The 14,402-nt window shown below is 67.7% G+C and carries 10 protein-coding genes; 3 read left to right on the forward strand and 7 right to left on the reverse strand.

Features of this window, described 5'->3' with window-relative positions; translation table 11 throughout:
• Positions 1-35 precede the first annotated feature (35 nt).
• The 4 genes from NNX35_RS03695 to NNX35_RS03710 form a co-directional block, all read right to left on the reverse strand.
• Positions 36-1,595, reverse strand: coding sequence for a long-chain fatty acid--CoA ligase (locus tag NNX35_RS03695; protein WP_255867008.1), 1,560 nt, complete (start codon positions 1,593-1,595; stop codon positions 36-38).
• 4 nt (positions 1,596-1,599) lie between these two features.
• The gene (locus tag NNX35_RS03700) at positions 1,600-2,610 is read right to left on the reverse strand and encodes an ABC transporter substrate-binding protein (RefSeq protein WP_255862449.1); all 1,011 of its coding nucleotides are present in this window, start codon (positions 2,608-2,610) and stop codon (positions 1,600-1,602) included.
• Positions 2,611-2,892: 282 nt separating this feature from the next.
• Positions 2,893-5,079, reverse strand: a complete 2,187-nt coding sequence (malQ, locus tag NNX35_RS03705) for a 4-alpha-glucanotransferase (RefSeq protein WP_255867009.1) — start codon at positions 5,077-5,079, stop codon at positions 2,893-2,895.
• 65 nt (positions 5,080-5,144) lie between these two features.
• Positions 5,145-5,471 carry a DUF6221 family protein gene (locus NNX35_RS03710; RefSeq protein ID WP_255867010.1) on the reverse strand — a complete coding sequence of 109 codons (327 nt, stop codon included), beginning with the start codon at positions 5,469-5,471 and terminating at the stop codon, positions 5,145-5,147.
• Between the two features lie 113 nt (positions 5,472-5,584).
• Here NNX35_RS03710 and NNX35_RS03715 point away from each other — a divergent pair, with 113 nt between their 5' ends.
• A complete protein-coding gene (locus NNX35_RS03715; protein WP_255862447.1) occupies positions 5,585-5,818 on the forward strand; it encodes a hypothetical protein in 234 nt (77 codons plus the stop codon).
• An 18-nt stretch (positions 5,819-5,836) separates the two neighbouring features.
• Here NNX35_RS03715 and NNX35_RS03720 read toward each other — a convergent pair whose 3' ends face one another.
• Positions 5,837-6,601, reverse strand: coding sequence for an SDR family NAD(P)-dependent oxidoreductase (locus NNX35_RS03720; RefSeq protein WP_255867011.1), 765 nt, complete (start codon positions 6,599-6,601; stop codon positions 5,837-5,839).
• Between the two features lie 176 nt (positions 6,602-6,777).
• On the opposite strand from NNX35_RS03720, the gene NNX35_RS03725 reads away from it, so the two are divergent.
• Positions 6,778-8,448: an AMP-binding protein gene (locus tag NNX35_RS03725; protein ID WP_255867013.1), complete on the forward strand. Its 1,671-nt coding sequence runs from the start codon at positions 6,778-6,780 to the stop codon at positions 8,446-8,448.
• Here the strand turns inward: NNX35_RS03725 and NNX35_RS03730 are convergent.
• Complete coding sequence (locus NNX35_RS03730; protein ID WP_255867014.1) at positions 8,445-11,912, reverse strand: bifunctional proline dehydrogenase/L-glutamate gamma-semialdehyde dehydrogenase; 3,468 nt, start codon at positions 11,910-11,912, stop codon at positions 8,445-8,447. The two genes, NNX35_RS03725 and NNX35_RS03730, sit on opposite strands and share 4 nt — an antisense overlap.
• Positions 11,913-12,052: 140 nt before the next feature.
• Here NNX35_RS03730 and NNX35_RS03735 point away from each other — a divergent pair, with 140 nt between their 5' ends.
• Positions 12,053-12,949 (forward strand): LysR substrate-binding domain-containing protein, encoded by an 897-nt coding sequence (locus NNX35_RS03735; RefSeq protein WP_255765182.1) that lies wholly within the window; start codon positions 12,053-12,055, stop codon positions 12,947-12,949.
• Positions 12,950-12,986: 37 nt separating this feature from the next.
• Here NNX35_RS03735 and NNX35_RS03740 read toward each other — a convergent pair whose 3' ends face one another.
• Positions 12,987-13,790, reverse strand: a complete 804-nt coding sequence (locus tag NNX35_RS03740) for a hypothetical protein (protein ID WP_255867015.1) — start codon at positions 13,788-13,790, stop codon at positions 12,987-12,989.
• Positions 13,791-14,402: the final 612 nt, after the last annotated feature.

Here is a 14,402-nt window from a genome sequence, read left to right on the forward strand (position 1 = left end):
CGCCTGTTTCATTTGTGCTTTCATTTGTGCGGCAGTCAGTCCGGATATTGCCGGCGCAGTTCGGCTTTGCGGATCTTTCCGCTCGCCGTCCGGGGAAAGTCCTCGACCATCGTCACCGTGCGCGGCACTTTGTACCGGGCCAGGCGTCCGAAGAGGTGTTCCTGCACTTCCTCGGCCGTCAGCGCGTATCCCTCCCGCAGGCTGATGACCGCGCGGGGGACTTCGCCCCATCTGCTGTCCGGCACCCCGATCACGGCAACGGCAGCCACGGCCTCCAGCTCCGCAATAACCTGCTCGACCTCGGCCGGATAAATGTTCTCCCCGCCGGAAATGATCATGTCCTTCAGCCGGTCGGAAATGAACAGGTACCCGTCGTCGTCGAAATAGCCCATGTCCCCTGACCGGAACCATGCGTCGTCGGCATAGGCTTCCGCGGTGGCGTCGGGCCGGTTCCAATAGGAGCGGATGACGTTGGGTCCGGAAATCTGGATCTCCCCCACCTCTCCCGCCGGGAGCACCCCGCCGTCCGGACCCGTGATCCGAACGTCGGTGAAGAAGTGCGGCAATCCGGCGGAACCGGCCTTTTCCCTCGACCGGGCGGCCGGAAGCGCCGTGGCGCCCGGGGCCGTTTCAGTCATTCCGTAACCGTTGGAGAAGGACAGGCCGCGGGCTTCATAGGCCTCCAGCACCCGGAGCGGCACTGCGGATCCGCCGCAGGTGATGGTGGTCAGCGAGCTGATGTCCCGCTTGTCCCAGTCCGGATGTTCGCACAGCATCTGGTAGGTGGTGGGCACGCCGCTGATGTAGGTAGCTGCATACTGTTCAATCGCGGCAAGTGTGCGGCCCGGTTCGAACCGGGTTTCCAGCACCACGGTGCCGCCCTTGAGGAGCACCGGCAGCACGCCCATGTCCAGGGATGCGACGTGGAACATCGGGGAGATCATCAGTGCGACCTCCGTCCCGGACACGTCGTAGTCGACCAGCACGTTGTAGCAGTTCCAGGCCAGGTTCGCGTGGGACAGCAGGGCGCCTTTGGGCCGGCCGGTGGTGCCGGAGGTGTAGAGGATCATCGCCCCGTCGTCTCCCGCGACCGGCAGGTCCAGCCGGTCCGGCGACGCCGCGGCGATCACGGCGTCGAAATCGGACACACTTTCTCCGCCCGCCTCGTCCGCTGCCGGACCGTGGGCCGGGGCGGCGCCGTCGGCCACTTCCAGCCGCACGGCCACCGCGGTGCCGGCCGACCCCAGCTGCGCCAGCCGGGCGAGCGCACCGGTGTACACCAGTACCGAGCTGCCCGAATCCTGCAGCGCAAACTGGATTTCGGGCGGCGCCAGCCGGGTGTTCAACGGAACGAAGACAGCACCCAGCGTTCCGGCCGCAAAAAACGTCTCCAGGAATGCGGGATGGTTATCCCCGAGGAAAGCCACCCGGGAGCCGTGGTCCACGCCGGAGGCACGCAGTGCCTGTGCCAGCCGGTTGATCCGCTCGTCCAGCTCCGTGTAGCTGATGTTCCGGCCCTGGAAGACCAGTGCCGTCCGGCCGGCGGACTTCAGGCGCCGGCGGTGTATCCATGATCCCAGCCCCTGATTCTCCATGGTGCTACTGCACCGTCATGGCATCGACGTCCGGTTCCTTTGCCACAAACTCGTACTTCAGCATGAGTGCGCCCAGGTCATCCAGCTCGTCGCTTCGGAGTTCGCCGTCGAACTCCTCCATCTTCAGGTTCTCGGCGACTGCCGCGTCCATCCCCATGAACGTCGGAAGGGTGGCGCGGACGTCGTCGACGTTGGCCTGCGCAGAGGTGAGCGTTTCGGTGACGGCATCCTTGAAGGCCGTGACGGTTTCCGCATTTTCGTCCGCATACCGGCCGGAGGTAAACGTGACCATCGTAGGCATCCCGGCGACCGCTTCCTGGTTCGGATAGCCAACCAGGACGTAGTCGGGATTGGCCAGGGCGCGGCTCAGGAAAGGCTCGGGCAGCCAGACCGCGTCCGTATTGCCTCGCTCGAGCGCGGCTTCCATATCCTGGAAGGGCAGCTCGTTGAAGTTGAGCTGCTCCGGATCGGCGCCGGCCAGGGCCGCGCTTTCCATGATGGTCAGATCGCCCTGGGTATTGACCGCGTTGACGGTGGTGGTTTTGCCTTCCAGGTCGGCGAAGGACGTGATCCCGGAGTCCGCGCGGGCCACCACACCGTTGATGTCATCGCCTTCGGCGAGGGAATTGGAGTACCCGGACACGATCTTCATATCCAGGCCCTTGTCCTTGGCCACCATGACCGACAGCGGGTTACCCACGGCAAAATGGATGTCGCCGGTGGAGACCGCCGGCAGCATGGCTGCCCCGCCGGTGCCGCGCTGGAGCTCGATCTCCAGCCCGTGCTTCTCGAAAATGCCTTCATCGATGCCGTACTGCATGGCCGAGGACGGCGCGATGGACAACACCCCCACCACTACCTGCTGAAGTTCACCGCTGCCGGAACTTTCGCTGCCCGACGGCGACGACTCGGCGTCGGATCCGGCGGTCGAACCGGAGCAGCCGGTCAGTGCCAGTGCCAGCAGAACTCCGCCTGCCGCAGCAGTGGACAGTTTCCTGGTGATCGTGTTCCTCATGACCTACCTCTTCATTGTGGTGGTAAGAGTGGTGCCCTGGCCGTTACCCGGGCCGGGTTCCCTGAACCCGTGCCGGTGGCTGGCTCCATGTCACCCCGGATCGTTGAGAATGTCAACAGTATTTGGTCCCGCATACCGGCAGCGGCCCAGGGAGCGCACAAAAAACCGGTGCGGTGGCCCGCAAAGCAGACCACCGCACCGGCGCTTGACCGTGGCCACCGCAACGCCCGCCGCAACGCCCGCCGGCGAGGCGGAGGAAAGGGGCGGGGGCGGGGTGTAAGCCTAGATCCCCTTTTGCATCAGGGCCGCCAGGGAGCGGAACCTTTCGTTCTGTTCCAGGTCGTCCAGCAGCACCGCCTCGCCGTCGGGACCGCAGAGGGGAATCCGCCAGTTCGGATACTCGTCGGCGGTCCCCGGCTGGTTCTGGGTCTTTTTCTCTCCCACCAGGTCGGCCAGGGCCACGCCGAGAAGCACCGACGGCGTCTGCAGGATAAATTCGTGCAGCGCCTCCACCGTCTGCTGCACTTCCTCGCCGTGCATCTGGCCGGCCACCTGGTCGGAGGCGGATTCGGGCAGCAGCCCGCGCTGGCGGAGCGCATTCAGGACAGCTTCCTGCCCCTCGCTGTCTGCCTTCCGCTCTTCCTCCACCGGACGGTTGAGCAGGCCGAGGGATTCGCGCAGGTTCACGTGTTCACCGGCCAGGTAGCCGGCGGTCGGCGGGAGGTCATGGGTGTTCACGCTGGTCAGGGCGCCCACCCGGTATTCCTCCGGATCGCGCGGACCGTCCTCGGTCTGCTCGAACCACAGGATGGAGGTGCCCAGCACCCCGCGCTCCCCGAGGTACTCCTGGACCCACGGCTCAAAGACGCCCAGGTCCTCACCGATAACGACGGCGCCGGCCCGCTGCGCTTCCAGCGCGAGGATGCCGATCATCGCCTCATGGTCGTAGTAGACATACGCGCCCTCGCCCGGGGATCCGGCACCCTGCGGGATCCACCAGAGCCGGAACAGGCCCAGGATGTGGTCAACCCGGATGCCGCCGGCGTGCCGGAGGATGGTCCGGATCATGTCCCGGTAGGCGGCATAGCCGGAGTCGGCCAGCCGTCCGGGGTGCCACGGCGGCTGGCTCCAGTCCTGGCCGCGCTGGTTGAACATGTCCGGCGGCGCGCCGACGGAGATGCCGGAGGTCAGCACGTCGCGGAGCATCCACGCATCGGCGCCGCTGGGGTGCACGCCCACGGCAAGGTCGTGGATCACGCCGATCCCCATGCCTGCCTTCTTCGCTGCCAGCTGCACGCCCTCCAGCTGTTCGTCGCAGATCCACTGCAGCCACTTGAAGAAGTCGATGCGTTCCTGCAGCCGGGGCAGCCGGCGGATCACGTAGTCGCTGTCCGGGCCCGTGGCCTCGGCCCATTCCGGTGCGCCGGGGGCCAGTTCCTCGGCCAGGGCACACCAGCGGGCGAAGTTCTCCAGGCCCTGCCCGGCGTCGTCCTTGAAGGCGTCGAACTGTTTCTGCCGGCTCGGGCTGCGTTCCACCTGGTACACGTCCTGCAGCACGCGCAGCTTGGCCGCGTAGCTGGCGTCGCGGTCCAGTTCCGCTGCGGAGGTATTGGCCGGGTACAGGGATCGGGCCGCCTCTTCAGCGGCCTGCCGCTGGCCGTCGGTCAGGTACGCGTATTCCGGCACGGCTTCCACCCGGATGTACAGCGGGTTGAAGAACCGCCGGGTGGTGGGCAGGTACGGGGACGGCTCAATCGGCGGGACGGGTTCCGCGGCGTGCAGCGGGTTGATCAGGACAAACCCGGCGTCGTAATCCGTGCCGGCGACGGCGGCGAGATCCGCCAGGTCGGTGAGGTCCCCGATCCCCCAGGACCGGGAGGAGCGGACCGAGTAAAGCTGGGCCTGCACACCCCAGGCGCGCTCGGTTTCCAGCTTGTCCGCGGTGTCGAGCCGGTCAGGGGTGACCACCAGAACGGCAGTGGCGGAGATGTCGCCGCTTGCCGCTTCGAGCGTGTGCCAGCCCAGCTCCAGCCCCTCGGGCAGGGGAACCACGGTGCGCGCCACGGCCGAGCCGTCGATGTCCCGTTCCTCCTCGGGCTGCTCCGGCCAGGCGAGTTCCTGCTCTGAACCGTCTTCCAGCCGCAGGGTCAGTTTCGCGGTGCTGCCCGGCGGCAGGTGGACGGGCACGCTGCCGGGCTTGCCCTGGCGCACGACGGCGGTCGGCGGCAGCGGGCGCTTCCAGGCGGCTGCCTTTGACTCTGCGAGGGACCGTTCCAGGTCCTGTTCCGATTCGACAGCCAGGCCCAGTGCGGCGAGGACGCTGCGCAGCGTGGAGTCGGATACCTGCTGCTCGGAACCGTCCCAGCCGGTGAAGGTGGTGGCTACCTTGTGAAAGTCGGCAAGCTGGCGGAGGAGGCCGGCGGCGTCCGGATCAGGGCGGGCGGACGGGGCTTTTGGCTTTTCACTCATGGAACCAATCTATGGCCCGCAGGACAACGCCGCACGTTCTTCCATCGCTGGCAGCGAACGTACCGCTAAGGGCGTTCCTGCGTCAGGCGCCAGTTGTCCTGGAACTCCGGATGGTCCTCGTGCACGGCGGCGAGGGCGGACAGCGCCAACCTGGTCCACTCCAGCTCCTCACGGAACTGGGGATCGTCGTCGGGGTCCACGACCATGCGTGAAAGTGCATGGCGGCGGGCACCTCCGATGATCTCGATGAGCATGAGCTTGGTTTCGCATTCCTTCAGCAGCCGCTCCTCATACCAGCGGTCCGAGAGCGAAACGTCGGAAGATGCCAGTAGTTTGCGGGCCTCGGAGATGTCTTCTTGGAAGCGGATGACCAGGAAATCCACGATATCCATGGCCGAATCCTACCCGGCGGACCGCCCGCCGGTCAGTGGTCCATGCGCGAACGGGAATATTTAACGGCCAAGCGCTCGTTAGTGTAAGTATCAACTAATTGAGGAGATGCCTTTTGCCGGTAGCCGATACCCACTCCCCCAAAAAGACAGCACGTGCCAGGCGTGTGCGCAGCATCCGTTCCCTCCGCCGCGGAGACATCGTTGAAGCACGCAGCGGCGGCACCACCTATTTCCACGGCGAGGTCCAGGACACGGCCCCGGGCCTGTCCACCGTCTGGATCCGCGATGAGTCCACCGGTCAACGGACTGCGGCCAGCATGGACGATTTCAGCCTCTGGAAGCTGTAGCCGCACCCCCTGCTGCGGTCACCGGTCGATCAGGGCGCCGGCGCTGATATTCAGCGTTGCGGCGGTCATGCTGGCGGCCCGGTCCGAAGCAGCGAAGGCCGCTGCGTAGCCCACATCCTCCAGCGTGGCAGCGCGGCCCAGCATGGTGGAGCGAATCATGGCGTCGGCAATCTTGCCGGCGCCTTCCATGTTTTCCGGCAGGGTTTCCGGAACGCCGCCGCTGCGCAGGGTCACCACCCGGATCCCGTAGGCCCCCAGTTCGCTGGAAAGCTGGCGGCGCATGGACTCCATCGCCTCAAAGGCGGTCTGCAGTCCGCCCAGGCACAGGCCTGGCACCGGGTCGCCCGAGCCGCCGAACACCAGGATCACCCCGGAGCGCTGGCGCATCATGTGCCTCGCGGCCGCCTGCGAGGTCAGGAAAAAGGTCTGGACGGCGGTGGCGACCGGCCGCAGATAGTCGGCGACGGACATTTCGGCCATGGGCGTTCCCTGCACGTCCCCGTGCTGGAGCACGTTCATGGAGATATCGAGGCTGCCGGCCGCGGCCGCGACGTCGTCCGCATGTTCGCGAACCGCCCGCTCATTAGTGGCATCCAGCAGTGCCGTGTCCACCGTTCCCCCGGCATGCCGGATCCTATCCGCCACGGCCTCGAGCGGCTCCGGCGTCCGCCCTGCGAGGAAGACCCGCGCCCCTTCCCGGGCGAAGGCCTGCGCCGCGGCGCCGCCGATGCCTCCCCCGCCGCCGTAGATCACCGCGTTCTTCCCGATGAGCAGCTGCTCCATGGTTCCGCCTTCCGGTTGTCCTGCCGGTCCCCGCCGGCCCCATGGCGTTCGATCCCCATCATGGGCCGCTGCCCGGTGAGGACACAATGTCTCCGGCGAAGCCGGCGTCGGCCTAGCATGGAGATTACGGCCGGGGAGTGATCCACGGCACATTTGATGGAACGGAGCCGCATAAGATGTTCAACCCCCTCACTGTCCAGGAACCGGTGGCGCCCGCCGCACTGCTGTGCGACCGGCATCGCGCTGACTCTGTTGCCTTCACCGTCATTGAGCAGGACCTTTCCGCCACCGACCTCACCTACGGAGAACTCCAGGCGGGCTCCGAGCGGGCCGCTGCAGCCTTCGCCCGGCTGGGGGTACGCCGCGGGGACCGGGTGGCAACCCTGATGGGCAAGAGCGGTGACCTGGTGACGGTGCTGCTGGGTCTGTGGCGCCTGGGCGCCGTCCATGTGCCGCTGTTCACGGCATTTGCCACGCCGGCCATTTCCGTACGCCTGGCCGCCAGCGGTGCCCGGCTGGTGGTGGCCGACGAAAACCAGCTGGCCAAGGTGGCACCCCTGGTGCCGGAACTGGGCCTTACGGTCCTGGCGGCCGGTACTGGCGCCGGCGCGGACGTCGGCGGATTGGACACCGGCACAGGCGCGGGCGGATTGGACACCGCGGGCGCCGCGGATGCCCTGGACTGGACACAGCTGCTCTCCGCCGAACAGCCGGGAATGCCGGCGGCAGTCCTGGACCCGCAGGAGGTGCTCGTGGAAATCTTCACGTCGGGCACCACCGGCGCACCGAAGGGCGTGACGGTGCCGGTTTCGGCGCTCGAAGCGTTCTCCGCCTACTTCCACTACGGACTGGACGTGCAGGAAGGGGACGTGTTCTGGAACGCCGCCGATCCGGGCTGGGCCTACGGCCTGTATTACGGGATCCTCGCTCCGCTGGCGGCGGGCCGCCGGAACCTGCTGCTGCGCGGAAGCTTCAGCGCGAAGCTGTGCTGGGAGGTGCTGGACCGGTTCCGCGTCACGAACTTCGCCGCGGCGCCCACCATTTTCCGCTCGCTCCGGGCCGAGGCGCCCGACGGCGTCGGCCCCCTGGCGCTGCAGCGCGCCTCCAGTGCGGGCGAGCCCCTGGACGCGGAAACCATCAGCTGGGCCACGCGCTGCCTGGGTACCGCCGTGCGGGACCACTACGGGCAGACGGAAATGGGGATGTGCATTGTGAACGGCTGGGAGGACTCGGTGTCCCGCGAGATCCGGCCCGGCTCGATGGGCCACGCCCTGCCCGGCTACCGCACCGAAGTGCTGTCGCTGGAAGAAGACTCCCCGGCCGCGTCCGGCGAGAAGGGGCGGGTGGCCATCGACGTTCCGGCCAGCCCGCTGATGTGGTTCAGCGGGTACACGGACAACCCGGAGAAAACCGCCGAACGCTACAGCAGCGACGGCCGCTGGTATTACACCGGAGACACCGGTTCACGCGATGCCGACGGGTACACCTACTTCTCCGCCCGGGATGACGATGTGATCATCATGGCCGGCTACCGGATCGGCCCGTTCGAGGTCGAATCCGTGCTGGCCACGCATCCGGAGGTAGCGGAGAGCGCCGTCATCGGGGTTCCGGACGAGCTGCGCGGAGAAAGGCTCGAAGCCTACGTGGTGCTCCGCTCCGGCTCCGGCTCCCCCGAGCTGGCGGCGGAACTGCAGCAGCTGGTCAAGACGCAGTATGCCGCCCATGCGTATCCGCGGGCGGTGCACTTCGTGGAGGAGCTGCCAAAAACGCCGAGCGGGAAGCTGCAACGTTTCCTGCTGCGTGCTTCCCGCTCGGCGTCGGATTCCGAACCTCCGGTGAACGCCTAGATCAGGGCGTCCGAGAGGAAGTTCGGCGTTCCGAAGCGGTGCGCGGTGATGCTGACGGCCTGCTCATGCAGGAAGGGCAGCAGCTCCAGGCGGCCGGACTCGGTGACGGGCTGGGCATAGACGGCAATGTCCGGGGTTCCGCCGGTGGCTTCGGCCAGCGCCTGCACGGAGCCGCCGATCAGCCGGATCCGCCCGGACGTCAGCGAAGCAGCGGAAGCCAGCCACGCGGCGTCGTCCTGAACCCGGAACTGCAGTCCGAGTTCGGTCAGGACGGCCCGCAGGCCGGCCGGGAGGTCGACGGCGGTGGACACGGTGACTGCCGATCCGGCGGTCAGCGCTGCGGCCAGGACCCGGACCAGCATGGCCGCCGGCTGGCCTTCGGCGAGGCGGACAGTCACCGGAACGGGTACGTAGCGGAAGACATTCCGCTCCGCGGACAGGGCGGACACGTCCTTGGCGGTGCCGAACTCGCCGTTCCAGGCGCGGGCGTCGCTGTTCGCGGCGCGACGGAGGAACGCGGCGTCGTCGGCGGTGAACGCCGAGCCTGCGGATTCGGCGGCAGCGACAAGGCGTGCTGCCGGCGCGGCGGCGGGCAGCTCGGCGGCTGCCTCGTCGGAGGTGCCGTTGACGGCTTCCCAGTTGCCCAGGCCGATCAGGTAGTTCGGGCCGCCGGCCTTGGTGCCCGCGCCCACGGCGGACTTCTTCCAGCCGCCGAACGGCTGGCGCCGGACGATGGCGCCGGTGATGCCGCGGTTCACGTACAGGTTGCCCGCCTGGATGCGGTTCAGCCAGACGTCCATTTCCGCCGGCTCGAGGGAATGCAGCCCGGCGGTGAGGCCGTAGTCGATGTCATTGGCCATGTCGATGGCCTCTTCGAGGGTGGCTGCGGTCATAACGCCCAGGATCGGGCCGAAGTACTCGGTGCGGTGGTACTCGGAGCCGCGGCGGACACCGGTGCGGATGCCCGGGCTCCACAGCCGGCCGCTCTCATCGAGCTGTTCCGGCTTCAGCAGCCAGGTTTCGCCTTCGCCCAGCTCGGTGAGGCCCTTGAGGAGCTTGCCGGCGGCGGGCTCGATCACCGGGCCCATCTGCGTGGTGGGATCTTCGGGGTAGCCGACCTTCAGTGACTGGACGGCGTCCACGAGCTGGTTCCGGAAGCGCGGTGACTTGGCCACGGAACCGACCAGGATCACCAGCGAAGCGGCGGAGCACTTCTGCCCGGCGTGCCCGAAGGCGGACGCGGCGACGTCGCGGGCGGCGAGGTCGAAGTCCGCGCTCGGGGTGACGATCACGGTGTTCTTGCCCGAGGTTTCGGCCAGCAGCGGCAGGTCGGGGCGGAAGGAGCGGAACAGTTCGGCGGTCTCGTAGCCGCCGGTCAGGATCACACGGTCCACGGCCGGGTTGGAGATCAGCTGGCGGCCGAGTTCGTTTTCACCCAGCTGGACGAGCTGCAGGACGTCGCGCGGAACGCCGGCTTCCCAGAGCGCTTCCACCATGACGGCACCGCTTCGCGCGGACTGGCGGGCGGGCTTAATGACGACGGCTGACCCGGCGGCCAGGGCGGCGAGGGTTGAACCGGCCGGGATGGCTACCGGGAAGTTCCACGGCGGGGTGACCACGGTCAGGCGGGCCGGTACGAAGCGGGCGCCCTCCACGTTGTCGAGTTCGCGGGCGAGCTCGGCGTAGTAATGCGCGAAGTCGATGGCTTCGGAAACCTCGGGGTCCGACTGGTCCAGGGTCTTGCCGGTTTCGGCGGCCATGACCTCCATCAGATCGGCACGGCGTGCCTCGAGGACTTCGCCGGCGCGGTGCAGGACCTCGGCGCGTTCGGCACCGCTGAGTGCACCCCATGCCTTGCCCTTGGCGACGGCGGTGTTGATGACGGCGTCGAGCTCCGCCTCGGTGCCGACGGCGGCAGCGGCCACGGCGGCCTTGCCCAGTTCGGAACCGGGGACGCGGGCGAGGATGCCCCGGCCCCAGGCCTGGTTGGCGGGCAGCGACGGGTCGCTGTCCGGGGTGTTGTCGAAGCTGTCCGTAGCAGCAGCCACGGCGGGAAGGTTGCGGTCCTGCACGCGGTGCGGAGCGGGAACGGCGGTGTCCAGGTTCTCCAGCGAGGCCAGGAAGCGCAGCTTCTCGCGTTCGAACAACGCCTCGTTGTCGGCCAGTTCGAACACGGCGGACATGAAGTTCTCCGAGCTGGCGCCTTCCTCCAGCCGGCGGATCAGGTAGGCGATGGCGACGTCGAATTCCGCGGGGTGCACTACCGGGGTGTAGAGCAGCAGGCTGCCGACGTCGCGGCGCACCACCTCGGCCTGGCCGGCGGCCATGCCGAGCAGCATTTCGAATTCGATGCCGTCCCGCACGCCGCGTTCCCCGGCCAGCAGCCAGGCGAACGCGACGTCGAACAGGTTGTGTCCGGCGACGCCGATCCGCACGTTCTTGATGCGGTCCGGGTGCAGGGCGTAGTTGATGACGCGCTTGTAGTTGGTGTCGCTGTCCGCCTTGGTGTGCCAGGTGGCCAGCGGCCAGCCGTGCAGGGAGGCTTCCACCTGTTCCATGGGCAGGTTGGCGCCCTTGACCACGCGGACCTTGATGGCGGCACCGCCGTCGGCGCGGCGGGCGGCAGCGAATTCCTGCAGGCGCATCATGGCCGAGAGGGCGTCCGGGAGGTAGGCCTGGAGCACGATGCCGGCTTCCAGGTCCTTGAACTCGGGCTGCGAGAGGATTCCGGTGAAGACCGCCATGGTCATCTCCAGGTCCTTGTACTCCTCCATGTCCAGGTTGATGAACTTCTTCACCGGGGACTGCGCGGCCCGGCGGAAGAGCGGGGTCAGGGATTCGATGACGTGCTGCACGGCCTCGTTGAACGCCCACGGGGAGTGCGGGGCCACGGTGGAGGAAACCTTGATGGAGACGTAGTCGACGTCGTCGCGGGCCAGGAGGGCATGGGTGCCTTCGAGCCGGCGGGCTGCTTCGTGCTGGCCGAGGACGGCCTCGCCGAGGAGGTTCATGTTCAACCGGGTGTTGTCCTTGCGGATGCCGGCGATGGCCTTGCCCAGCTTCGCGTCCGTGGCATCCACGATCAGGTGCCCGACCATTTCGCGCAGCACCTTGCGGGCGGCGGGAATGACAATCTGCGGCACCACCGGGCCGAGGATGCCGCCGGCACGCACGGCCGCGCGCATGTACCAGGGCAGGAAGCCGGGGACGCGGGGGGCCAGGGCGGCGAGGTTGCGGGCTGCGACGCGGATGTCTTCGGGGCGCACGACGCCGTCGACGAAGCCCACGGTGAAGCCCAGGCCGTCCGGGTCCTTCAGCACGCCGGCCAGCTGCGCGGCGGAGGCGTCCACGGGGACGGCCGAGGCCTCGGTCAGCCAGCGGCGGACGAGGGCTACGGACTGCTCTGCCAGCCCGGCGCTGGGGGCGGCGTCGGCGCTGGCGCGGTCCTCAAAGGTATCGGTCATTAGTCGGTGCTCTTTTCATCTAACAGGTAGTTATCCCCCCGAAGGTACTGACCAAGTATCCGCCCGTTGTTCAATTAGATAAAGCGATCTTTTCCGACCGATACACTTTGGCTCTGCTTACTAATCAGAAAGGTGCCCGCGTGCTCGATATCCGCCGGCTGCGGCTGCTGCGCGAACTCAAGGTCCGGGGCACGCTGGCCTCTGTTGCCGCGGCCCTGAACTTCAGTCCCTCCTCGGTGTCGCAGCAGTTGGCCCTGCTGGAGAGCGAGGTAGGGGTGCCCCTGCTGCGGAAGACCGGACGCCGGGTCACCCTCACTCCGCAGGCCGAGATCCTGGTGGACCACGCCGCCGGGATCCTGGACGCCATGGAGCGGGCGGAAGCGGATCTGGCCGAGTCCCTGACCACCGTGGCGGGAACGGTCCGGGTGGCCGTCTTCCAGTCGGCGGCACTGGCCCTGATGCCGGACGCCCTCACCATCCTGGGGCGGGACTATCCCGAGGTGCGGATCGAAATGACCCAGCGCGAACCCGAAACCGCCCTGTATGAAACCTGGGCCCGGGATTTCGACCTGGTGATCGCCGAACAGTACCCCGGGCATGCCGCACCCCGGCATCCCGGCCTTGACCGCGTGCAGCTCACCACGGACGCCATCCAGCTGGCAGTGCCCGATTCCCCGGACGGCGGGGACATCCGCTCCATCGCGGACACCGCTTCCCGGGCCTGGGTCATGGAACCGCGCGGCGCCGCCTCCCGGCACTGGGCGGAGCAGGCGTGCCGGCAGGCCGGGTTCGAGCCGGACGTCCGGTATGAAACGGCTGACCTGCAGGCGCAGATCCGGCTGATCGAGTCCGGCAACGCCGTCGGCCTCATGCCGGAGCTTGTGTGGACCGGCCGCACCCCGACGGTCCGACTGCTGGATCTGCCGGGCCGGCCGCGGCGGACCATCTTCACATCCGTCCGGGAGGCGGGGAGCCGGCGTCCGGCCATTCTCGCGTGCCGTGAGGTTCTGGAGCGGACGGCCCGGCTGGTGTCCTAGGTGCGCGGTCCCTGCCGGGCGGGTTCTCCTGCCCGCCCTACTGCGGTTCCTCAGGGCCGGGGTTCACTCCGGACCAGCTGGCGGCGCCGCCTGAGTTGGGAAAGACGGTTGCCTTCATGGCCCGGTCCCCGGCCACGCCGCCCGGAACGTAGTAGGACGACAGGTCAGGAACGTTGGGGTCGAACGCCGCATACAGCCCCGGCGCCAGCGCAACCACCAGCCCGTCGACGAGCTTGCTGTCGAACCAGGCGGCCACCCGGTAATCCACGGAGGCGGCGTTCACGATCAGTGGGTAGCCCGGGAACGCCGCGCTGGCCTCGCCCGCTTTGGACGGAGCTGACACATCGGGTGCTGCCCCGGCGTCGCCGGCCGCGGCCTCATAGGGCGCGCACTGGACCAGGATCTCCGAAACAGCGTTTCTCCAGGCATAGATATCGAAGTGCAGGGCTGAACCGGAGTCCCCGGCCACCGGCATGGCGCTTGTAATCGGAGCTGACAACTCCTTCAAAAGGGCATCCATACCCTCCGGGGCGCTGTCGGCAATACTGCGGACTTCCGTGTTGAGCGCGCTTGCACCCGCACCGTCGGAGCCCTCGAAGCCGAACGTTGAACCGTTGTCTTTCACGAAGTAGATCGCCCGGTAGAGGGAGCCGTTACCGTCGGTCCCGAGGAGCTTGCGGCACGTTTCCTCTGCTGAGTCCAGAGCCACCGTTTCGGCTGTTGACCCGGCAGCCGGCGCGGCGGCGGCAGGGGCGGAGGAGGCTTCGGGCTCCGTTGCTTCCGCGCTGCAGCCGGTGACGAACAGCAGGGCCAGGACCGGAATGGCTGCGGTTTTTCTCATGGTTCCCCCGGGACTTCGTAGACAGTTGCCCCAACCTAGCACCTGCACCGGGCCGCCAGGGCTTTTGGTGCCGCTCCGGAGCCGGGCTCGGGCCGGGGCCGGACAGGACATCCCATCCGGTGGTGCCGTTGTGGCGGATGATTTCCCACAAGCAACAGCAGCACCACCCTGTGGGACGCTGTGCTGGCGCTGCGGATGCTCCAGCCTGCACAACTCATCGACTGAGCAGTTAATGGGGTTATGGCCGCCCGATAACCCCGTTATCTGCTCAGTAGATCCGGGACCCCTGCCCACAAGCCCGTTATCTGCTCAGCAGATCCGCCCGGAATCGGGGCCGGACAGAGGATCCCACCAGGTTGTGCTGTTGTGGCAAATGGGGTGCCCCAAGGCAACAGCAGCACCACCCTGTGGGACGCCGTGCTGGCACTGCGGATGCTCCAGCCTGCACAACTCATCGACTGAGCAGTTAATGGGGTTATGGCCGCCCGATAACCCCGTTATCTGCTCACTAGATGCAGGTGCCCCCGGGCCGCCCGCGCAAAACCTTCGTCTGCTCAGTAGCCCCGTCCCAGCGGGCAACACAACAGTCGACCCCAAACAGCAAAACGGCGG

The sequence above is a fragment of the Arthrobacter sp. zg-Y844 genome (assembly GCF_024385465.1).
Lineage (GTDB): Bacteria > Actinomycetota > Actinomycetes > Actinomycetales > Micrococcaceae > Arthrobacter_B.

Bases quoted from the DNA above. Each gene is read 5' to 3' on its own strand.
- malQ (WP_255867009.1), bottom strand. From the start codon at position 5,079: ATGAGTGAAAAGCCAAAAGCCCCGTCCGCCCGCCCTGATCCGGACGCC.
- NNX35_RS03710 (WP_255867010.1), bottom strand. From the start codon at position 5,471: ATGGATATCGTGGATTTCCTGGTCATCCGCTTCCAAGAAGACATCTCC.
- NNX35_RS03695 (WP_255867008.1), bottom strand. From the start codon at position 1,595: ATGGAGAATCAGGGGCTGGGATCATGGATACACCGCCGGCGCCTGAAG.
- NNX35_RS03725 (WP_255867013.1), top strand. From the start codon at position 6,778: ATGTTCAACCCCCTCACTGTCCAGGAACCGGTGGCGCCCGCCGCACTG.
- NNX35_RS03700 (WP_255862449.1), bottom strand. From the start codon at position 2,610: ATGAGGAACACGATCACCAGGAAACTGTCCACTGCTGCGGCAGGCGGA.
- NNX35_RS03720 (WP_255867011.1), bottom strand. From the start codon at position 6,601: ATGGAGCAGCTGCTCATCGGGAAGAACGCGGTGATCTACGGCGGCGGG.
- NNX35_RS03730 (WP_255867014.1), bottom strand. From the start codon at position 11,912: ATGACCGATACCTTTGAGGACCGCGCCAGCGCCGACGCCGCCCCCAGC.
- NNX35_RS03740 (WP_255867015.1), bottom strand. From the start codon at position 13,790: ATGAGAAAAACCGCAGCCATTCCGGTCCTGGCCCTGCTGTTCGTCACC.